Source organism: Sphaerisporangium sp. NPDC049003, assembly GCF_043197795.1.
Taxonomy (GTDB): Bacteria; Actinomycetota; Actinomycetes; order Streptosporangiales; family Streptosporangiaceae; genus Sphaerisporangium.
Genome location: NZ_JBICTU010000032.1, coordinates 13,664 through 33,573, shown reverse-complemented (window position 1 = coordinate 33,573; position 19,910 = coordinate 13,664). Strand labels below are relative to the sequence as shown.

General features: G+C 71.6%; 18 protein-coding genes. 3 read left to right on the top strand and 15 right to left on the bottom strand.

Features of this window, described 5'->3' with window-relative positions; genetic code table 11:
• Window positions 1–84: 84 nt before the first annotated feature.
• Complete coding sequence (locus ACGFIV_RS29935) at window positions 85–591, bottom strand: SRPBCC family protein (protein ID WP_358562208.1); 507 nt, start codon at window positions 589–591, stop codon at window positions 85–87.
• Between the two features lie 344 nt (window positions 592–935).
• Here ACGFIV_RS29935 and ACGFIV_RS29930 point away from each other — a divergent pair, with 344 nt between their 5' ends.
• The gene (locus tag ACGFIV_RS29930; RefSeq protein WP_392838298.1) at window positions 936–1,679 is read left to right on the top strand and encodes a lytic polysaccharide monooxygenase; all 744 of its coding nucleotides are present in this window, start codon (window positions 936–938) and stop codon (window positions 1,677–1,679) included.
• 142 nt (window positions 1,680–1,821) lie between these two features.
• Window positions 1,822–2,403, top strand: a complete 582-nt coding sequence (locus ACGFIV_RS29925; protein WP_392838297.1) for a DUF305 domain-containing protein — start codon at window positions 1,822–1,824, stop codon at window positions 2,401–2,403.
• Between the two features lie 58 nt (window positions 2,404–2,461).
• Here ACGFIV_RS29925 and ACGFIV_RS29920 read toward each other — a convergent pair whose 3' ends face one another.
• Both ACGFIV_RS29920 and ACGFIV_RS29915 read right to left on the bottom strand, forming a co-directional pair.
• On the bottom strand, window positions 2,462–3,763 hold the full coding sequence (locus ACGFIV_RS29920) for a HAMP domain-containing sensor histidine kinase (protein WP_358560108.1): 1,302 nt from the start codon (window positions 3,761–3,763) through the stop codon (window positions 2,462–2,464).
• Window positions 3,764–3,919: 156 nt separating this feature from the next.
• Window positions 3,920–4,780, bottom strand: a complete 861-nt coding sequence (locus tag ACGFIV_RS29915; protein WP_392838296.1) for an NAD-dependent protein deacetylase — start codon at window positions 4,778–4,780, stop codon at window positions 3,920–3,922.
• A gap of 227 nt (window positions 4,781–5,007) precedes the next feature.
• Here ACGFIV_RS29915 and ACGFIV_RS29910 point away from each other — a divergent pair, with 227 nt between their 5' ends.
• Window positions 5,008–5,418 carry an STAS domain-containing protein gene (locus ACGFIV_RS29910; protein ID WP_392838295.1) on the top strand — a complete coding sequence of 137 codons (411 nt, stop codon included), beginning with the start codon at window positions 5,008–5,010 and terminating at the stop codon, window positions 5,416–5,418.
• 28 nt (window positions 5,419–5,446) lie between these two features.
• Here the strand turns inward: ACGFIV_RS29910 and ACGFIV_RS29905 are convergent, their stop codons facing one another.
• The 12 genes from ACGFIV_RS29905 to ACGFIV_RS29850 all read right to left on the bottom strand — a co-directional run bounded on the left by ACGFIV_RS29905 (window position 5,447) and on the right by ACGFIV_RS29850 (window position 19,909).
• Complete coding sequence (locus tag ACGFIV_RS29905) at window positions 5,447–7,312, bottom strand: discoidin domain-containing protein (protein WP_392838294.1); 1,866 nt, start codon at window positions 7,310–7,312, stop codon at window positions 5,447–5,449.
• A 120-nt stretch (window positions 7,313–7,432) separates the two neighbouring features.
• Window positions 7,433–8,410, bottom strand: a complete 978-nt coding sequence (locus tag ACGFIV_RS29900) for a substrate-binding domain-containing protein (RefSeq protein ID WP_392838293.1) — start codon at window positions 8,408–8,410, stop codon at window positions 7,433–7,435.
• 26 nt (window positions 8,411–8,436) lie between these two features.
• Window positions 8,437–9,426, bottom strand: a complete 990-nt coding sequence (locus ACGFIV_RS29895) for an ABC transporter permease (RefSeq protein ID WP_358560117.1) — start codon at window positions 9,424–9,426, stop codon at window positions 8,437–8,439.
• On the bottom strand, window positions 9,423–10,913 hold the full coding sequence (locus ACGFIV_RS29890; protein WP_392838292.1) for a sugar ABC transporter ATP-binding protein: 1,491 nt from the start codon (window positions 10,911–10,913) through the stop codon (window positions 9,423–9,425). Before ACGFIV_RS29890 ends, ACGFIV_RS29895 begins: the two co-directional genes overlap by 4 nt.
• Window positions 10,910–12,325 (bottom strand): aldehyde dehydrogenase family protein, encoded by a 1,416-nt coding sequence (locus ACGFIV_RS29885; RefSeq protein WP_392838291.1) that lies wholly within the window; start codon window positions 12,323–12,325, stop codon window positions 10,910–10,912. The genes ACGFIV_RS29890 and ACGFIV_RS29885 overlap by 4 nt, the downstream gene beginning before the upstream one ends.
• 71 nt (window positions 12,326–12,396) lie before the next feature.
• A complete protein-coding gene (locus tag ACGFIV_RS29880; RefSeq protein WP_392838290.1) occupies window positions 12,397–13,239 on the bottom strand; it encodes an IclR family transcriptional regulator in 843 nt (280 codons plus the stop codon).
• Window positions 13,240–13,481: 242 nt separating this feature from the next.
• Window positions 13,482–14,570 (bottom strand): endonuclease/exonuclease/phosphatase family protein, encoded by a 1,089-nt coding sequence (locus tag ACGFIV_RS29875; RefSeq protein ID WP_358561706.1) that lies wholly within the window; start codon window positions 14,568–14,570, stop codon window positions 13,482–13,484.
• Between the two features lie 17 nt (window positions 14,571–14,587).
• Window positions 14,588–15,619: a glycosyltransferase family 2 protein gene (locus ACGFIV_RS29870; RefSeq protein WP_392838289.1), complete on the bottom strand. Its 1,032-nt coding sequence runs from the start codon at window positions 15,617–15,619 to the stop codon at window positions 14,588–14,590.
• Window positions 15,620–15,622: 3 nt separating this feature from the next.
• The gene (locus ACGFIV_RS29865; RefSeq protein ID WP_392838288.1) at window positions 15,623–16,912 is read right to left on the bottom strand and encodes an endonuclease/exonuclease/phosphatase family protein; all 1,290 of its coding nucleotides are present in this window, start codon (window positions 16,910–16,912) and stop codon (window positions 15,623–15,625) included.
• Window positions 16,909–17,925, bottom strand: a complete 1,017-nt coding sequence (locus tag ACGFIV_RS29860) for a class I SAM-dependent methyltransferase (RefSeq protein ID WP_358558902.1) — start codon at window positions 17,923–17,925, stop codon at window positions 16,909–16,911. The genes ACGFIV_RS29865 and ACGFIV_RS29860 overlap by 4 nt, the downstream gene beginning before the upstream one ends.
• On the bottom strand, window positions 17,922–18,902 hold the full coding sequence (locus ACGFIV_RS29855; RefSeq protein ID WP_358558900.1) for a hypothetical protein: 981 nt from the start codon (window positions 18,900–18,902) through the stop codon (window positions 17,922–17,924). Before ACGFIV_RS29855 ends, ACGFIV_RS29860 begins: the two co-directional genes overlap by 4 nt.
• Window positions 18,899–19,909 carry a glycosyltransferase gene (locus tag ACGFIV_RS29850; protein WP_358558898.1) on the bottom strand — a complete coding sequence of 337 codons (1,011 nt, stop codon included), beginning with the start codon at window positions 19,907–19,909 and terminating at the stop codon, window positions 18,899–18,901. The genes ACGFIV_RS29855 and ACGFIV_RS29850 overlap by 4 nt, the downstream gene beginning before the upstream one ends.
• Window position 19,910: the final 1 nt, after the last annotated feature.

The window sequence follows — 19,910 nt, the reverse complement described above, 5'->3', positions numbered from 1 at the left end:
TGGGCGGACACACGGATGAACCGCCCCCTCACCATGGGAAAGGGGCGGCCGTCACGGACGCCGGGCGAGGCCTGATCGGCGGGGTCAGGCCCGGATCATCGCGTCGAGGGTCTCGGTCATGTGCTTGCGCAGCTCGTTCAGGCGGACCTCGATGATGATCGAGGCGATGTCGGGATTGGCGGCGATCATGTCGCGCAGGCCGCTGCCGCCGGGGCCGTGCTCGAAGCTGTGACGGACGAGGGTCTTGTCCGGCGAGTCGGCGGGCTCCAGGTCGTAGCGCCACCGCGACGAGGGGCACTCCGGGCCGTTCTCGCCGTCCAGCACCACCCACGCGTAGGAGCTTGGGCGCTCGGCCTCGGTGACCATGCAGGTCACCGTCCACACCCGGCCCTCCCGGCGGTTGCGTCCCTCGAACAGCGTCCCCTCCTCCGGCACCGAGCGGTCGGCGTCGAGCCAGGCGCCGTGCTCGCACTCCGGGCTCCAGTCGCCGATACGGGGCACGGTCGTGACGAGGTCCCACAGCCGCGCCGGCGGGACGTCGACGACGGTCTCCAGGTCCACGCGTATGCCTGTGACGCCGTAGTCCTCCATGATGACCTCCGCACTCTCGTGGCACCTCGCGCGGTGCCGTCCCATCGCTGGTTCCTACGATGGACCAGAGGCACGTAAGGGGCTAGTTCGGCGCGGAAAGCAGGGGTCTAAGGGGTAGGGGCGCCGGTCTTCGAGAGAGAGGGCGCCTACCGGCCTGTCGAGCGGGCGTACGGCCCGCCGGGGCCGCGCTGTGCCTGCTGATCGTGGCCGCGGGAACCAACCTTAGGCTTCACGCCATGCTCGCCGGATGACCGGGCCGTCCGGCCGGAGGCGCCTGGCCGCGCTATTTACTCTTAGGAAACTTTCCTTTATATTTCTGGCACCCCCCAGCGAAGGAGTGCCGCATGCGGAAAACGATCATGGTGGTGGCCACGGCTTTACTAACCGCAGGGATCACGGTGTTCGCCGCCTCGCCTGCCCTGGCCCACGGCTACGTGTCCTCGCCGCCGAGCCGGCAGGCCCTGTGCGCCCAGGGCGTCGTCCCCAACTGCGGCGACATCATCTACGAGCCGCAGAGCGTGGAAGGACCCAAGGGGCAGCGGAACTGCCACGGCGGCGTCGCCCGGTTCGCCCAGCTCAGCGATGAGAGCAAGCCGTGGCCCGCCACCTCCGTGGGCACCACGGTCACCTTCAACTGGGTGCTGACCGCCCGCCACGCCACCAGCACCTGGGAGTACTACATCGGCGGCACCCGCGTCGCGGTGTTCGACGACCAGGGCCGCCAGCCCGGCGCGACGGTGTCGCACACCGTGAACCTGTCCGGCTTCAGCGGCAGGCAGAAGGTCCTCGCGATCTGGAACATCGCCGACACGGTGAACGCCTTCTACTCGTGCATCGACCTGCAGATCGGCGGCGGTGGTGGCAACCCCTCGCCCACCCCGAGCCCCACGCCGACCCGCACTCCCACCCCGACCCCGACCCCGACTCCCACCACGACCGCCCCGGGTGGAACGTGGAAGGCCGGCACCGCCTACGCGGTGGGCGCCCAGGTCACCTACAACGGCGTGCTCTACCGGTGCATCCAGGCCCACACGGCGCTCGCGGGGTGGGAGCCGCCGAACGTGCCTGCCCTGTGGCAGAGGGTCTGACCCGCCGACGTGCTGACGGGCGCCGCGTCCCCGGGCGCGGCGCCCCCGGAAGACCGCCGGCCCTTCCGCACGCACCGGAAGGGCCGGCTCCCCACGACGCCTTCGGATCAGGCCGGTCACCGAACCCAGAGAGGCGGACCACATGAGACGCGCCGCACTCGCCCTCGTCGCCGCGGTGAGCCTGCTGGCCCTTCCCGCCTGCGCCGCCGCCACGGCCACCCCCGGATCGCGACCCGCGGGCGGCACCTCGGCGCCCGCCGCGACCGGGCCGGTCAACGACGCGGACGTGATGTTCCTGCAGATGATGATCCCGCACCACCGCCAGGGGATGGCGATGGCCGGCCTGGCGAGGACCCGGGCCGTACGGGGCGAGGTGAGGACCCTGGCGACGGCGGTCGAGGCCACCCAGGGCGACGAGGTACGGGCCATGACCGCGTGGCTGCTCGGCTGGGGCCGCCCCCTGACGGTGGACGTCCGCGCGCACGAGGCCCACGGCGGCCTGCACGCCACCAGCCCGGAGGAGATCACCACGTTGGGGAAGATGACCGGCGTCGAGTTCGAGCGCAGGTTTCTCAACGTGATGATCGCCCACCAGACCAACGCCATAGAGATGGCGCGCACGGAGATCGGCACGGGCATGAACGCCGAGGTCGAGAGCTTCGCCCGCCGGATCGACCAGTCACGCTCCGCACAGGTGAGGCAGATGCTCGGCGAGCTGAACTGACCGGGGACCGCCCGGCCCTCGACCGGAAGATGACCTCGCGTGCGAGCCGCGGCCGCGGCTAGGAGACTCCGGAGAGGGGGAGCCGGACCTCGAACCGCGCGCCCCCGGAGGGGGAGCGCAGCACCTGGATGGTCCCGGCGTGGGCGCGGGCCACGTCGCGGGCGATGGCGAGGCCGAGGCCCGTGCCGCCGCGGTCGCGGCTGCGGGAGGCGTCCAGCCGGGTGAAGCGCTCGAAGATCCTTTCGCGGTCGGAGTCGGCGACCCCGGCGCCGTCGTCGGAGACCGCCAGCACGGCGGTGTCCCCCTCCCGGAACACCTCCACCGCCACCGTGCCCTCGGCGTGCCGCTGGGCGTTGTCCAGCAGGTTGGCCAGCGCCCGGTTGAGCTGGCTCTGCACGACGTTCACGATCACCCCGTCCTCCAGCGAGAGCTTGGTGGGAAGCCGGTCGTTGCGGTGGTCCAGCGCCATGCGGACCAGTTCGCCGAGATCCACCTGCTTTCGCATGACGGGCACGGCGCTCTCGACCCCGGCCAGATAGAGCAGATCGGTCACGATCTGCTGCAGGCGCTCCACGTCACCGAGCATGCGGGGGAGCAGTTCCTCCAGCTCGGTCTCCTCGGGATGCATCTGGGCCTCCTCCAGTTGCAGGCGCAACCCGGCCAGCGGGGTGCGCAGCTCGTGGGAGGCGTCGGTGACGAACTGGCGCCGCACCTGCACGGCCTGCTCCAGCCGGCCAAGGGTGCGGTTGGCCGTACGGGCCAGCTTGGCGACCTCGTCGTCCCCGGGGGGCTGGGGGACCCGGCCGCTGAGGTCCTGGAAGGTGATCTGGGCGAGCTGGGACCGGATGCTGTCGACGGGCCGCAACGTCTGGCCGATGACCTTCCAGGTGGTCCAGCCCGCAAGCGCGATGAGCGCGGCCGTCTGGACGCCCACGAGGGTGACGATGAATCCCGTGGACTGGATGCTGGAGGCCCGCTGGCCGGCGTAGACGACAGAGGAGCTCGGCATCGCCCCGGTCCGCAGCGCGGTGAGGCGCAGGCAGCCCGGCTGGGGATTCAAGCAGGTCTGCAGGTCCTTGATCGGATCATCCGGGCTGGGCCACACCGTGCTGACCGGACGACTTCCCTTGGCGGCGCCGGAGGCGGCGATGACCTTCCGGTCCGGTCCCACGACCTGTACCAGGTCGATGCCGGGAACCACGGGCACGATCAGCTTGGGCAGGCGCCCGGCGTGGATGGCGGCCGCGACCGCGCTGGCTTCCTCCCTGGTGTCGTGCCATACCGAGTCGGTGAACATCTGCTGGATGACCGTGCTCATGATCAGCGCCATCGGTACCAGGATCAGGGCGGTGATCAACATGGTCAACAGCGTGATCCGTCCCCGGATCGACCGTGGGCGCAGCCTCAGTGGCGATAGACCCATACCTTCAAGTTACGTGAGCTGGTCAAACGCCTCTGAACCGACCTTGGTCCCCGGCTCGGTGTCCCGGTCGTACGGCCCGGCGTGGGCCCCCGGTCAGCGGGGCGGGCCGGACCGGCGCGCGTCGAAGGCGAGCCTCGTGAGGCGCACCAGCTCGGGAAGGACCACGCCCAGCGGGGCGTCGACGGTCAGCGCGGCGTGACCGTCCCCGCGGGTCGGGCCCTGGTTGACGATCGCCACGGGAATGCCGAGCTTCGCCGCCCGGAGCACGAACCGGCGGCCCGACATCACCGTCAGCGACGATCCCAGCACCAGCAGCGCACGGGCGCTCTCCACGAGGGCGAAGCACTCGTGGACGCGCTCGGCGGGGACGGTCTCGCCGAAGAACACGACGTCCGGCTTCAGCGTCCCGCCGTCGCACGCCGCGCATCCGACGATCCGGAAGCCGTCGACCTCCTCGTCGCGCAGGTCGACGTCGCCGTCGGGGTTGATCGCCGTCACCCGGGCGTCGAACCACGGGTTCGCCTCCCTCAGGCGGCGGTCCAGCTCCTCCCGCGAGCTGAGATCGCCGCAGCCGAGGCACACCACCTGGCCCAGGCTGCCGTGCAGCTCGACCACGTCCCGCGCGCCCCCCGCCTGGTGCAGGCCGTCGACGTTCTGCGTGACGATGCCCGCCACCAGGCCGTCCCGCTGGAGGCGGGCGACGGCGCGGTGGCCGTCGTTGGGCCTCGCCCGCGCCACGGCCCGCCATCCGAGGTGGCTCCTGGCCCAGTAGCGCCGCCTCGCCGCCGGATCGCCGACGAAGGTCTGGTAGGTCATCGGGGTGTGCCGGACCAGGGCCCCGCTGGGCCCCCGGTAGTCGGGGATCCCCGACTCCGTCGAGATCCCCGCCCCGCTGAGCACCACGACATCGCCCGCCGCCAGCAGATCCGCCAGCAGGTCGGTGTTCTCGGTCACCTACCCATGCTGCCCCATCATCCGCGGTGCTCGGAATCGGGAGCCCAAGGGTTCCCCAACCCCTGCTCGGGGGCGAGCGCCCGCCGGTCCTGGCCGCTACGCTGGCGGGAGCCCGTGCCCCCCCGGCCATGCCATCACGCGAGCACCGGCCGGCCGCGGGCCCGGTCCGGCGGACGACACAGCCGCCCTCGCGCCCGACGTCCCCTTTCCCGCCCCGAAGGTGTCCCGTGACCGCTGCCGTCCACCTCGTCCCGCACCCCGACGACACCCTGCCCTGGACGCTCATCGTCGCCCTGAGCGGCGAGCTGGACTACACCAACGCCGAGTCGCTGCGCGAGCGGATCCTGGCCCTGCTGACCGACGAGCACCGGTGCCTGGTGCTCGACCTGGGCGAGCTGAGCTTCTGCGACTCCACCGGGATCCGCATCTTCCTGGCCCTGCGCACCCTGGTCGGCGAGCGCGGGGGCGTGATCTCCCTGACCGACCTGCACCCCCGCCTGGTGAGGATCTTCCAGACCACCGGCCTGGCGCGGTTCTTCGCCGTCCAGCCCACCCGCGCCGACGCCCTGGCCGCCCTGCGCGCGCGGACCCCCGAGGGGTGTCGCGGCGGAAGCACCTCGCCACCCGCACGGGGCTGACCGGGGCGGCGCCGTGGGCCGCGCCGGGTCAGGACGCGTAGGCCTCCAGTTCGTAGATCCTCGCCGCGGTGTCGCTGTCGCTCGTCGGGGTGAGGACGTTCAGCCGTACGTAGCGGGCGGTGACCGGCGAGACGGTGTGGGTGGTTACGTCGGCGGTGTTGCCGCGCGCCGACGCCACCGTGGACCACGTCGTCCCGTCGGTGCTCACCTGGATGTCGAAGTCGCGGGTGTTCCAGCTCGTCTTCTCACCGCCCGCGCCGGAGTGGCGCACGACGAAGCGCCGCAGCGTCGTGGCCGCCTGCAGGTCGACGCGCAGCCACTTGCTCGATCCGAGGGAACACCACTTGTCCGTCGGGCCGCCCGACACGGTGCCGTTGACGGCCTTGGCCGGCGCCTCGTTCGCCGCGCACTGGCTGTCGGCGGTGGCCGGCTTGTTCAGCGCGAGGTTGGTCCCGCCGGTCTGGCCGGGCACGTAGAGGCGGATGTCGGTCAGGCTCGCACTGCCTTCGTAGACGTTGGTGTACAGGTCTCCGATCACGAAGTAGTCGGGGTAGGCCGAGCCCGATGGCCACTGGTTCGGCCAGGTGGTGCTGCCGTGGGCGTCGTTCTGCACCAGGTTCCCGTTGAACCGGCCGTCGTACTCACTCGCCTTGACGTTGTAGTGCCAGATCGGGTCGTTGCCCACCACGAAGTCGCGGTGGAAGCGCAGGGTCCTCTGACCCGCGCGGGCGAAGTTCCCGCTGGCCTCCAGCGTGTAGCCGGTGGCGTCACGTTCGATCGCGAAGGTGTAGAACTGGTTCGGCATGAGCTCGGGCTGGAGCTCCGCCGCCGACGAGAGCTGCTGCTCGGCGACGCCGCCGGAGCAGCTCGTCATGAACCACTGGGAGTTGCCGGGCAGGCCGCCGGGGCCCGGGGTCCAGTTGGGCATCCCGCTGATCCACATGTTGACGGTGTTGAAGCTGCTGTCGCGGTAGTTGTAGTACTGGTTCGTGGCCGAGTTGCACACCCGCCCGCCCGTGCCGGTGCCCACCCGGTCGGGGTGCTGGGAGAAGGCGTCCATGAGCACCTTGCGGTGGTAGTGCCAGAAGTGGTTGTTGCGGGGCGCCGGGTTGGCGAAGTCGACGATCGACAGGAAGTGGTAGCCGTTGTACCCGTACGGCCCCTGCCGCACGTCCTGCCACTGGCAGTAGGGCACCGACGCGTCCCCGCTCCAGCCGGGCGACTTCGAGCCCTCGCCCCACGGGTGCTGCGTCTTGCAGCCCGTGGTGCTGTAGCCGTTGGTCCGTCCGCCGTAGTCGATCGTGCCGTTGCGCTTGCCGCCGAAGTCGAGGGTCTTGAGCTTGTACTCGATGCGGTACTGCTCGGGCAGCTTGTTGGTGGGCCGGAAGATGGCCCCGCCGGTCGACTCCGGCACGTTGAGCACCGCGACGTGCTCGCTGCCGAGGGCCTGCGTGGTGATCGACGGCGGGGACTCGATGACGCCGTCCTTGTTGAAGTCGCGGGCCGACAGCGAGGCCGTGAGCCAGCCGTCCTTCCCGACCTTGAAGTCCTTGCGGTAGGTGGAGAAGGAGTTGAACGCGGTCGTCCACGCGGGCCCGTAGTCGTTCTTGTACCACTGGCCGGCGTCGTCGGTGATGGTGTCGAAGGGGGAGCTGTAGGTCTCCTTGACCCACGGGGTGCTCGCCCCGGTCAGCGGCGTCGAGAAGTCCTCGTTGTAGAGCAGGGTCCAGCCGGGGCGGGTCGGGTCGTCGGCCGCCACGCCCTTGGCGGCGGGGCCGGGGGCGGTGGCGCCCGTGGCGGGCGCGCCCGAGGTGAGCGAGCCCACGATCACGAGGCTTGAGGTGGCCGCGGCGATGGCAGCCCCGTGCACGACTCGTCTGACGGTTTGTCGCATGAGTGGTGTCCTTCGGTAGACGGGGGTGAGGCGCGTGACGCGAGTGGCGTCCCGCGCGGGCGGTCGTGGTGGCGTCGCCGCCCGCCACCCGACCGGGGGCGTGGAGTTCGAAAACCTCCCTCAGAAGGCGCCGTTGGGGTCGTAGTACTGTGCCGCGTTCTCCTTGGTGACCATGGGGGAGGGGACCACCGTGTCCTTCTCCACGGTGGCGCCGCTCAGGATCTCCACCGCCCGGTCCAGGCCCTTTCCGCCGATGATGTCGGCGTCGTTGAGGCCCGTGACGGCGTAGTTGGTGCCGTCCAGGATCGCCTTGAGCGCCTCGGCCTGCCCGTCGACGCCGGCGATGATGACCTGCTTGGACTTCCCGGCGTCGGCGATGGCGCGCTGGGCGCCGAGGCACATCGCGTCGTTCTCGCAGAACACCGCGTCGACGTCGGCGTTGGTGGCCAGCAGGCTCTCCATCACCGACAGCCCGCCGTCCGATCCCCAGTTGCCGAAGTCGGGGGCCTCGACGAGGGTGATCGACGGCTTGCCCCGCAGGACCGACTTGACCCCGTTGGTACGGGCGAGGCCGATGCTGTTGTCGGCGGGCCCGCCCTTGATGATGGCGACCTTGCCTCCGCCGGGGAGCTTCCCGGCGATGAACTCGCCGTCCTGCCTGCCGATCGCCTCGTTGTCGGGGCCGATCCAGCTCGTGTACTCGCCGGTCTGGAACTTGCGGTCCACCAGGACCACCGGCTTGCCGGCCGCCTTGATGGCGTTCAGCGCCGCCGGCGCGGACTCCAGCGGGCCGCCGGAGATGATGACGGCGTCGACGTTCTTGCTCAGCAGGTCCTCCACGTTGGACGCGAGCTTGGCCGCGTCGCCGTTGGCGTCGGTGCTGATGACCTCGACGTTGCCCTTCTTCTTGGCCTGGGCGGCGATCGCCTTGTCCATGCCGCTGAAGTAGGGGCCGCTCAGCAGGAAGTTGGCGACGCCGATCGTGTACCGCCCGTCGCCGGTGGCCGCGCCTGGCTTGCCCGGCTCGGACGAGCAGGCGGCCAGGCCGGCGGCGAGGACGCCGGTGACCAGCACGCCGCACAGCCTCTTCATGTACATGCGGGAACCTCCGATGGTGTGAGGTGTCAGGAACGCACCCGATTGGTGCGCTGGACGAGGATCACGGCGATGATGATCAATCCTTTGAGCACCTGCTGCCAGAAGCTCTGCACGCCGTAGAGGTTGAGCAGGTTGTTGATCAGGACGAGCACCAGCACCCCGCCGAAGGTGGCCCGCGTGGACCCGCGCCCGCCCGCCAGGCTCGCGCCGCCGATCACGCACGCGGCGATCGCGTCGAGCTCGAACGCCACGCCCACGCTCGGCTGGGCGATGCCGACCCGGCTGCTCAGGATGACGCCCGCCAGGCCGGCGCAGGCGCCGCTGATGGTGTAGGCGAGGATCACGTGGCGGCGCACGTTGATGCCGGCGAGCCGCACGGTCTCCGCGTTGCCGCCGATGGCGACGATCGAACGGCCCGCCGGGGTGCGCGTCAGGAAGACCCCGCCGGCCAGGAAGACCACGAGCATGATCAGCGTGCTCAGCGGGATCGGGCCGGCCATGGCCGAGCCGAGCGTGAAGAACGCCGGGTCGTCCGGGGCGATCGGCACCTCGGAGTACACGAACGCCAGGCCCCGTATGGTCGTCAGCGCGGCCAGCGTCACCACGAAAGGCGCGAGCCCGAAGCGCGCGACCAGCGTGCCGTTGACCAGCCCGAAGCCCACGCCGGAGGCCACGCCCACGGCCATGGCGAGCGGGATGGGGAGCCCGGAGACCAGCCCCGCGGTGACGATGCCGGAGAAGGCCACCACCGACCCCACCGACAGGTCGATGCCGCCGGTGAGGATGACCACGAGCATGCCGAACGCGAGCAGGCCCGTGGTGACCATCTGCTTGAGCAGGTTGGTGAGGTTGGCCGGGGTCAGGAACGTGTCGGAGGTGAGCGCCGCCGTCCCGGCCATCAGCACGATGAGCGCGACGAAGGCGGCCTGCACGGTGACGTCACGGCCGCCCACGACGAGCCGGGGCGGCCTCCTGCCGGTGGTGGCGGGGGCGTGCCCGGCGAGCTGGTCGGTCATGCCGCCCTTCCGATCGCGTAGGTGAGGACCTCGTCCTCGGTGGCCGTGTCCGAACGGGCCTCGCCGCTGATGCGGCCCTGGTTCATCACGAGGACCCGGTCGGTGGCGCCCAGGACCTCGGTGAGGTCGGAGGAGATGAGCAGGACGCTGAGGCCCTCGCGGGCGAGGCCGTCGATCATGCGGTAGATCTCGACCCGGGTGGCCATGTCCACGCCGCGGGTCGGCTCGTCCAGGATCAGCACGCGGGGCCCGGCCAGCAGCCACTTGGCCAGGACGGCCTTCTGCTGGTTGCCGCCGCTGAGGTTCACGGCGGGCATGGAGGCGCACCTCGGCGGCTGGATGTCCAGCCGATCGATCATCTCCGTGACCTTCCGCCGCCGCAGCGCCACGTCGATCAGCGGGCCGCGCGTGGTGGCCCGCAGCGTCGTGAGCATGATGTTGTCTGAGACGCTCATGCCGAGCACCAGGCCACTGCCCTTGCGGTCCTCGGTGACCAGCGCCAGCCCGGCCGCGATGGCCTCGCCAGGCGTGCGGAAGTCGCCGGAGCCGTCCGCGGCGCGCACCTGGCCCGAGGTCGCGCGCCCGGCGCCGAACAGGCACCGGGCCAGCTCGCTGCGGCCCGAGCCCACCAGGCCGAAAAGCCCAACGATCTCCCCGGTGTGCAGCGTGAACGAGATGTCCTCGAACTCCCCTGCCCGGCCGAGCCGCGACACGGTGAGCGCCGCCTCGCCACGCTCCGCCCGCCGGTCGGGGTAGATCTGCTCCAGGCGGCGGCCGGCCATCATGCCGATCAGCTCGCCCTCGCTGGTGCGCCCGGGTTCGGTGGTGCCGATCACCAGGCCGTCCTTGATCACCACGATCGAGGTGGCCAGCTCCAGCACCTCGGCGAGCCGGTGGGACACGTAGACGATGAGCACGCCGCGCTCCCGCAGCCGGCGGATCAGCGCGAACAGCGCCGCGAGGTCGGTGCCGGCCAGCACCGCGGACGGCTCGTCCAGCACCAGCACGCGCGGCTCGTCCACCAGGGCCTTGGCGATCTCGACCATCTGCTGCCGGGCCACCGACAGGCGCCCCGCGGCCGTACGCGGGTCGATCGCGCCGAAACCGATGCCGTCCAGCAGCTCCTGTGCCCGCGCGTGCGCGGCGGGCCAGTCGATGAGCCCGGAGCGGCGGCGCGGGAAGTTCCCCATCAGCAGGTTCTCGGTGACCGACAGCTGGGGCACCAGCGTCAGCTCCTGGTAGACCGTGCGGATGCCCCGCGCGTGGGCGTCGTGCGGCGAGCGCAGCTCGAAGCGCTCGCCGTCCATCCACATCTCGCCCTGGCTCATGGGCTGCGCTCCGGCGAGGATCCTTATCAGCGTGGACTTGCCGGCCCCGTTCGCGCCCACCACGGCGAGCACCTCGCCGCGCCGGCCGGCGAGGTCCACCCCGTGGAGCACCCGCACGCCGCCGTAGTCCTTGCGCACGCCCCGGAGTTCCAGGATCATCCGAAGGCCCCCATCAGCACCATCGTCTTCTGCCGGGTGAAGTCCAGGACGGTCTCGTGCAGGCCCTCGCGGTAGCCCCCGGTGTCCTTGGTGCCGCCGAAGGGGAGGTTCTCGGCGCGCAGGGCGGTGGAGCCGTTGATCACCACTCCGCCGACGTCCAGCAGCCGTGCGAGGGTGAACGCCCGCGACACGTCCCGCGTGAAGACCGCGGCGTGCAGGCCGTACGGGGACTCGTTGGCCATCCGCACGGCGTCCAGCGGGTCGGTGAAGCGGGCCACCGGCGCCACCGGGCCGAAGATCTCCTCGGCGAAGGCATCGCTGCTCACCGGGACGTCCACGAGCACGGCCGGGTCGACGAACGCCGCGCGCCTGCCGCCCCCCGCGACCAGCCGGGCGCCGTCCCGCACGAGCCTTCCGACGGCCGCCTCGACGCGCTCCGCGGCCTCCTCGGCGATCAGCGGGCCGACGTCGGTCGACTCCAGCAGCTGATCGCCCACGGTCAGCTTCGCGGTCTGGCCGAGCAGCGACTCCACGAAGGCGTCGTGGATCCCGTCCTGCACGTACACCCGCTTGACCGCGCAGCAGATCTGCCCGTTGCCGCGCGCCAGGCGCCCGAGCACCACGGCCTGGGCGGCGGCCTCCACGTCGGCGTCGTCGCACACGATCAGCGCGTCGTTCCCGCCGAGCTCCAGGAACACCTTCTTCAGCGTCGCCGACCCGAGGCGCGCGATCTCGCGGCCGGCCGCCGTGCTCCCGGTGAGGCTGACCGCGGCGATTCCCGGTGACTCGGCCAGCGCCCGGGAGACCTCCACGCCGCCGGTGACGATCTGGTGCGCGTGGCGGGGCGCGCCCGCGAGCTCGACGAGTCCGGCGACCCGCAGCAGGGCGAGCGGGCAGCGCGACGGCGGCTGCACGACGACGGCGTTGCCCGCCGCCAGCGCGGCGGCGGCCTTGTGGGCGTACAGCTCGACCGGGTAGTTGAACGGGACGAGCGCCGCGACGACGCCGAGCGGCTCGCGCATCGTGACGGCGAGGTGGCGCTCCAGGCCAGGCACGGCGTCCAGCGGGATCTGCCGGCCGAAGAGCCTCGTGGCCTCCCCGGCGTAGCCCCGGAAGATCCGGATCGCGGCCTCGACCTCGCCGCGGGTCTGGGGCAGGGGCTTGCCGTTCTCCCCGGCGAGCAGCACGGCCAGGCTCTCGGCCTCGTCCTCCATCAGGCGGGCCACCTCGCGGAGCAGGTCGGCCCGCTGGTGGGCGGGCATGGCGGCCATGGCGCGCTGGCCCTCTAGCGCGGCGTCGGCCACCGATGCCACGCGCTCCGCGTCCATGGCCTCCACCTCCCCGAGGGGCTCGCCCGTGCCGGGATTGCGGACGACGATGACGTGACCGTCTGGCGATATGGCGGAGGACATCCGTTTCACTCCTCGGGTGGATCGGCTTCTCGGTCGGGTGCTGCTCGGTGCCCGCTTCGGGACCGGGGCGGTCAGGGGTCCCTGGCCTCGGCGAACGATGCCGGACCTGCCTCTGGCGCCTGATGCCTGAGGGCGGGGGAGGCCCCGTTCCGGTTCGCCACGTAGCCGATCCTGCGGCTGATCTCGGCCGCCATCGCGAGCGCGGCCGGCGCCAGGCGATGGCAGTCCTCGACGCTGAAGCGGTTGGCCGGCGCCGAGACGCTGAACGCCGCCACCGGCTGGCCGGAGGCGTTCATGATGGGCAGCCCGACGCAGCGGACCCCCTCCTCGTTCTCCTCGTCGTCGATCGCGAACCCCCGCTCACGTACGACGTCGAGCTCGGCCAGCAGCGCGGCGCCGGTGAGGGTGCGCGGCGTGCGGCGGTCGAGGCGTCCTGCGACGATCTCCGCGCGGCGCCGCTCGTCCAGCGGCGCGAGCACGGCCTTGCCCATCGCCGTGCAGTGCAGGGGGACACGGCTGCCGATGCGCGAGACGAGACGCACCGACTTGGCGCTCTCGACCTTGTCGATGTACACGATCCGGTTCCCCGCGAGGATGCCGAGGTGGACCGTCTCGCCACTGAGCTCGACCAGCGCGACCAGGTACGGGCGCGCCGCCGCACGCAGGCCGTCCTCCTCCAGGTACTGCCCGGCGAGCGTCACCAGGGTGACGCCGAGGTGGTACGAGCCCGCCGCGTCCCGGTCGAGCACGCCGAGTTCGAGCAGCGAGGTGACGTACCGGTGCGCGGTGCTGACGGCGACGCCCGCGTGGCGAGCGAGCTCGCCCAGCGTGATGCCGGCTCTGCCCGTTTCGGACACGGCCTGGATGAGTTCAAACGCCTTGTCGACACTGGACGACTTCCGGCCACTTTGCATTCGAGTTACTCGAATCTATTTTCATAGCGCTGCAATTTTTTGCGATGGTTACATCGGATGTGCTGGGTGTCAAGTCCCCCGCTTTGTCCACCATGAGGAGACGTTTCATGGGTATATGACGGATATATTGTGCTATGTCCGATAGTGTCGGCCCGGAATGGTTGGATGAGACACCCGAGGTGTGGGACCGCACGCGCCCTCGCCTGCGACATCACAGGTTCGTCGGCTCGTTATGAGCGTCGTTAGTTGCTCGATGCCATTCGGTTCTTGCGAGCATCGTCGCCGGCGACGGAGAGCAGCATCGCCTGCGCGCGGTGGTCGGAGAGGCCCTGGGGGTCGAGGAGGCGGTAGCCGTGGACCCGCGCCGAGGAGGTGAAGGTCCAGTCGAGCCGCCACAGCGCGGGGCCGGAGGCGGGCCACGAGGCCGGGTAGAGATGGCGGGCGTCATCGGTGCCGGAAAGCCGGCCGGACAGCCACCGGAGATCTCCCATGGCGCCCGTGGTGTTGAAATCGCCGGACACCACGATCGCGTTCCCGTTGGCGTCCACGTCGGCCGCGAGACCGTGGAACTGCGCCTTGCGAGCGGCGTTCCTGCCGCGCAACTCCGAGTAGAACCTCGATGTCAGGGGATTCTCGTCCAGCATGTACTGCGTGGGAATGTGCACGTTGTAGAACGAGATCACGGACGTGCCGACCCGCAGGTCGGTGCGTAGCACTTTGGCCTGCTGGAACGCCGAGTCCCACGTCGGCCGGGGCCCGAGCGTCCTGGCGGGTCCCACGGGCGGGGCCGCCACGATGGGAAAGCGCGACAGCGTTACCAGTTCGCCTACGGCCGCGATCTGGTAACCGGGAAACTCCCGCCGTAGCCGGGCCAGATCGTCGACCTCCTGGGGAGTGTCATCAGTCCAGTGCAAATACTCCTGGAGAAGGTAGACGTCGGCCCGCTGGGCCTTCAGGAAACCGTAGAAGCGCTCCGGCCGGTCGTCCTGGTCCCAGTACTCGGTGTTCCACGACATCACGCGCACCGCTCCCGCCGGGGCGGCGGGCTCGCCCGAGCCCCGCAGCGCGCCGAGGGCGAGCCCGCTCTGGCCGGCGCCGACGGCGAGGGAGACGGCGGCCAGAGCGGAGCACCACCGCCGGGACCGGCCCGCCAGCGGCGCCAGGGCCAGTAGCAGGAGCGGACCGGCGACATAGACCAGCGGGGGCGCCAGATCGGGCAGCAGCCACAGCCAGAACCGGCCGGACAGCAGGCGCTGCAGCACGACGAACAGCAGCCACGCCACCGTGAGCCCGGCGACCAGCCGCGTCCGCCACCGGGGGGCGCCTTCCACGCCGGGCTCCACCGTGCTCAGCCCCGGGTCCCGAGGGCGGCCGGCGCCGGCGTTTCGTACAGCCTGCGGAACCTGCCCGACGCCAGCCACTGCAGGGCGCCGGCCGCCACGCCGCCGATGATGACGAGGTTCACCAGGAAGTGCACGCCGACGAAGAACAGGCCGAACACCGGACACCGCCTGGAGAACACGAACCTGTACATCCCCGCGTCGCACGCCAGCGAGGCGGCCACCAGCAGCGCGGGCACGGCCGCCGCCACGGGGCCGAGCACCAGGGGCAGCGGCAGGGTGACGACGGCCAGCAGCGCCGCCACCGAGGCCCAGGCCCGTGAGGCCGTCTCGTACCCCCGCGCGAACCCGCGCCTGCTCGCGTACAGGGGAACGCGGGAGCGGCCCCGGTGGAAGAGCTTGCGCAGCAGGGCCGGGAGCTCGCGGTCGTGGCCCATGCGGCCGTGGATGGCCGAGGTGATGAGCACGGTGTGACGCCGGCTGAGCCGGTGGCCGTAGTCGACCTCCTCGGTGTGCTTCAGCAGCGGGTTGAACGGCCCGGTCTCGGCGAACACCTCGGCCCGGATGGCGAACATCGCCGACCACAGGAAGGACACCTCGCCCTCCGAGCCGATCGACCAGTAGTGGTGCTGGAGCGAGCGGTAGTCCTCGACCCGGGTGGACCGGATCAGCGGCTCGGGGTCCTCGATGCCGCAGGCCGCCCCGAGGCCGGGATCGGCCAGCAGCAGCGCCACCCCGGTGGCGACCGCGTCGGGGGCCAGCGCCACGTCGGAGTCCACGAAGAACAGTATTTCGCCGCTCGCCCACCCTGCGCCGGTGTTCCTGGCGACGGCGGGACCGCTGTTGACCGGGGTTCGTACGACGTCGACACCCAAGGACTCCGCGATCGTCACCGATTCGTCGGTGCTGTGGTCGTCCACCATCACGATTTCCACACACGGGTACGTCTGTTCCTGAACGGCCTTCAGGCACAGGGGCAGGAATCGCGCGTGGTTGTAGTTCGGCACGATGACGGTGACCAGCGGAGGGCGCGTTTCCATGGTTTACCTCACCTTCGGATCGGCGTTCGGGGGCGTTGACGGGGCGGCGTTCTCGTTCGCGGCCGGGGACACGACCAGGTCCTGAAGGTGGTGGCTCGACAGGCCTTCGGGGGAGCGCAGGGCGTACCGGTGGACGGCGACGTCGCGCGAGGTGAAGGTCCAGTCCATCCGCCACAACCGCAGGCCGGAGAACGTGAGCGTCGCCGGATAGAGCGGTCCGCCGGCGCGCGCCGCGTCCCGCAGGTGGCCGAGGCGGCGCGTGTATCCCATGCCGGGCAGCAGGTTGAAGTTCCCCGAGGCCAGCACGGGGTTGGCGTTGCCGGCGACGTCGGTGACGAGCTCCTGGAGCTGGGTCGCCCGCGCGGAGTCAAGCAGTTCGATCGAACGGTAGAAATCGCGGGTCAGCGGGCTGGAGCTCAGATAGAGCATGTCGTAGAAATGCACGTTGTAGACCGAGAGAATGTGCTCGCCGACGTGCAGATCGGTGCGCAGTGCGGCGCGTTTCCAGTTTCTCGCCAGCGGGTTCGGATTCGTCCCCAGCGGGGTTTCCCTCACGATGGGAAACCGCGAGATCGTGAGGAGGCCGTCGGCGGTCGCGAAATGACGGCCGGGGAACTCGCGGCGCAGCCGTTCCCCGTCGTCGATCGTCACCGGCGCCCCGGGTCCGCACCCCGAGTGCTCCTGGAGCAGGTAGACGTCGGCCCTCCACTTCCTCAGGTAGCGGAGGAAGCGGACGGGGTCGTCGGTGGTGTCCCAGCAGAAGGTGTCCCAGGAGACCACGCGCAGCGCGCCCGGGGGCGCGGGCCCGTCCGCGCCCCCGCCCCACGGCTCCCGAAGCCCGGCCTGGTCCAGGCCGAGGACGAGCGCGGCCGAGGTGAGCAGCACCGTCCACCATCGGGCCGGCCTGGCCACCTGGACGCGGCACAGCGCAAGCACCGCGACGGCGGCCAGCAGCGCCGCCGGCAGCAGCGCGTACAGCAGCGGCGGCACCATCAGGTCGGGGATGACCCACACCCAGGACCGGCCGCTGAACAGCCGGCGCAGGACGACCAGCGCCACCTCCGCAGCCGCCAGGCCGACCAGCACCCGTTCCAGGAGGGACAGCCGCGCGCGGGCCAGCAGGAGCATCGCCACCGACCCGAGCACCACGAGCGGCGCGGCGAAGAACAGCACCAGCGGGACCGCGCCGCCCCACCACCAGAACCGGCCGGTGAGCCAGTTGGCCAGGGTGAGGACCAGCCACAGCGAAAGGATCCCGAGCGCCGCCCCGCCGGCCCGGCGCGGCACGCTCATGCCGTGGCCCGGTCCCGGACGCGCAGCCAGAACGACGCGGGAAGGTAGTGCTCGGTGAGCGCCACGCGGTGCCACAGGGGCTCCACCAGGCCGCGCAGGCGCTCGTCCCCGTGGACGAACGCGTTGGGCAGCTCCACGTCGAACCGGGCCGGGTCGGCCAGCAGGAAGGCCGCGAGCAGATACTGCTCGGAGTAGTGCCGCCAGCGCCACTCGGGCGGATAGTCGCTGGGCAGCAGGATGTCGTGCAACTGCACCAGCACGCCCGGCCGCAGGAGCGGGAGGATCTCGAAGAAGAACACCGTCACGTCCGAGCCCATGAAGACCCGGTGCGACCCGTCGAGGAAGACGATGTCACCGGCGCCGAGATCGGCGAACACCCCGGGGTCCACGTGCTCCAGCGGGCTGCGGATCACCGCGTCGCACAGCGCGTCGATGTTCGCGCGCGGCGCCGGGTCGATCGAGGTGACGTGTGTGCGAAGGCCGTGGTCCTCGATGGCGCGGCGGGCGAACTTGGTGGAGTTCCCCGAACCGATCTCGACGTACCGCCGGGGGCCCGTCTCGGCGAGGAAGCCGTAGAGCGCGAGAGCGTCCAGCGGCGGCAGCCATCCGTTGTCCCAGTACGGCGTGCTGCCGTTCGGGCGGTCGCGCACGGGGATCGCGGCGAGGTCGGGGGCGAACGCGAGGAACCGGGCCAGCCGGTCCGCGTAGCGCTCACGGCCGGCGTCGAGCATGGCCGCGATCTCGGGATGGTCCGGCTTGCCGTAGCCGAACCTCGGCTCCGGGCGCACCGGGTGGTCGAGGAAGATCGGCCGGCGCATGCCGAAGGCGGACAGCACCATGCCGTGCATCGCCGGATGCCGCTCCAGCCACGCGAGCGGCAGGTCGGCGAAGGGCAGCGCCGCCAGCGCCTTCAGCACGGCGCCGGTCACCGGCCCGGAGGGAAGCTGCCGTACGAGGTGGCGGGTCTGCCCGCGGCGCGGGGTGAGCGGTACGGGGCCGCTGTGGGAGGTCATGACGGGGAGGCTCCTTCTGCGCGCTGGTCGGAGAGGGGGGAGGGGCGGCGACGGCCCGCCCAGGCCAGCAGTCCGAGGACGGCGGCCGTGGACGCGACGTCGCCCACGGTGATCAGCACCCGGCTCAGGGCCACGAGCGTGACCAGGCCGGGCCCGGTGAGCAGGGTGGCGACCGTGAGCCCGAGCACGGCCTCGCGCACCCCGAGGCCGGAGGGCATGACCAGGGTGAGGATCCCGGCCACGGTGGACAGCGCGAAGCCGCCGACCCCCACGGTCAGGGCCCCGGACAGGGGCGCGCCGAGCGCGACCGCGAGCACCGTCACGTGCAGGCCGCTGATCAGCCAGCCTGCCGCCATCAGCCCGGTGACCGCGAGCAGGGTGCGCCGCCGGGGCAGGACGAGGGTCCGCTCGCCACGGCGCAGGACCCGCTGGGCGAGGCCGAGCAGCGTCCCCAGTAGCCGGGGAGCGGCCAGCGGCACGAGCGCGGCGGCCAGCATCGGCAGGAGCACCCACCAGACCGGGCCGGAGGCCACGAGCCACGGCAGGGCGACGAGCCCGGCCGCGAGCCCCGCGACCACCGCGAGCCCCTGGCTGGCCACGAACGCTCCGGCAAGCCGGGCAGGGGGCTCGCCGAGCGGCCGGGCCTGCGCCGCGTGCGCCACCGCCGGCCACACGCCGCCGGGCAGGTAGCGGGTGAGCCCGGCCAGGAAGAAGACCCGCACCGCGACCGGCAGGGACAGGCGGGTGCCGAGCCCGGCCAGCAGCATCCGCCAGCCGAGGAAGCCGGGCACCCCGCCGACCGCCGCCAGCGCCGCGGCCAGCAGGGCGTTACCCCAGCCCACCAGCCGCAGGCTCTCGCCGAGGCCATGGCGCACCCGCCACACCTGGTAGCCGAGGAACCCCAGCACCAGCACGTAGGCGGCCACGCGCAGCCCCGCGAGCACCCTGTGCCGGGTGGTGCGGCGCACGGCCGTCACGCGGGCGCCTTGGCGTACAGGCGGCGGAACGACCGCGACGTCAGCCACTGCAGGATCCCGACGCCGGCCCCGGCCGCGATGGTCAGGTTGACCAGGAAGTGCATGCCCACGAAGAACAGCCCGAAGCCCGCCTTCCGGCCGGCGAACACGAACCGGTACATCCGCCGGTCGATGGCCAGGCAGGTGGCGAACATCAGCACCGGCAGCGCCGCCGTCCACGCGGCCCCGGTCAGCAGCGGGACGGGCAGGGTCGCCACCGTCAGCGCGGCGGCCAGGCTCGCCGCCGACTCCGGCGAGCCGACCACGCCCGGGGCGTACTGGCGTTGAAGGAAGAACGGCACGTGCAGGCGGGTGCGGGTGAAGACCTTCCGCAGGGCGACGCGCACCGTGGCGTCGTCGTCGTGGCGGCCGCGCACGGCCGAGGTGAGCCGCACCTCGTACCGGTCGGTGAGCCGCTCGCCCACGTCGGCGCCCTCGGTCTGCAGGAGCTCGGGGTTCCACGGCCCGACCTCCGCCCACACGGCGGCGGGTATGGCGATGATCGCGACGGGCAGGAACCCCTTGATCGGGCCCTCGGCGACCCGGTACCAGTAGTGGCGGTACAGGGTGCGGTACTCCTTGACCAGACTGTCGCGGTTCAGCGGGACGGGCTCGTAGTTGCCGCAGACCGCGCCGATCCGGGGATCGGACCGGAGCAGCGCCACGGCCTCGGCCACCGCGTCGGGGGCGAGCCCCACGTCGGAGTCGAGGAAGAACAGCACCTCACCCCGCGCGTGGTCCGCGCCGAGGTTCCGCGCGACGCTCACCCCGCTGTTGCGCGGCGTGCTGAGCACCCGCACCCCGAGCGACCGGGCGACCTGTACGGAGTCGTCGGTGCTGCAGTCGTCGACGTAGATGATCTCCAGCGGGGAGTACGTCTGCGCCTTGACGGCCCTGAGGCACTGCGCGAGCACGTTCCCGTAGTTGTAGTTGGGGACGATGACCGAGACGAGCGGCGCGGAGGCCATG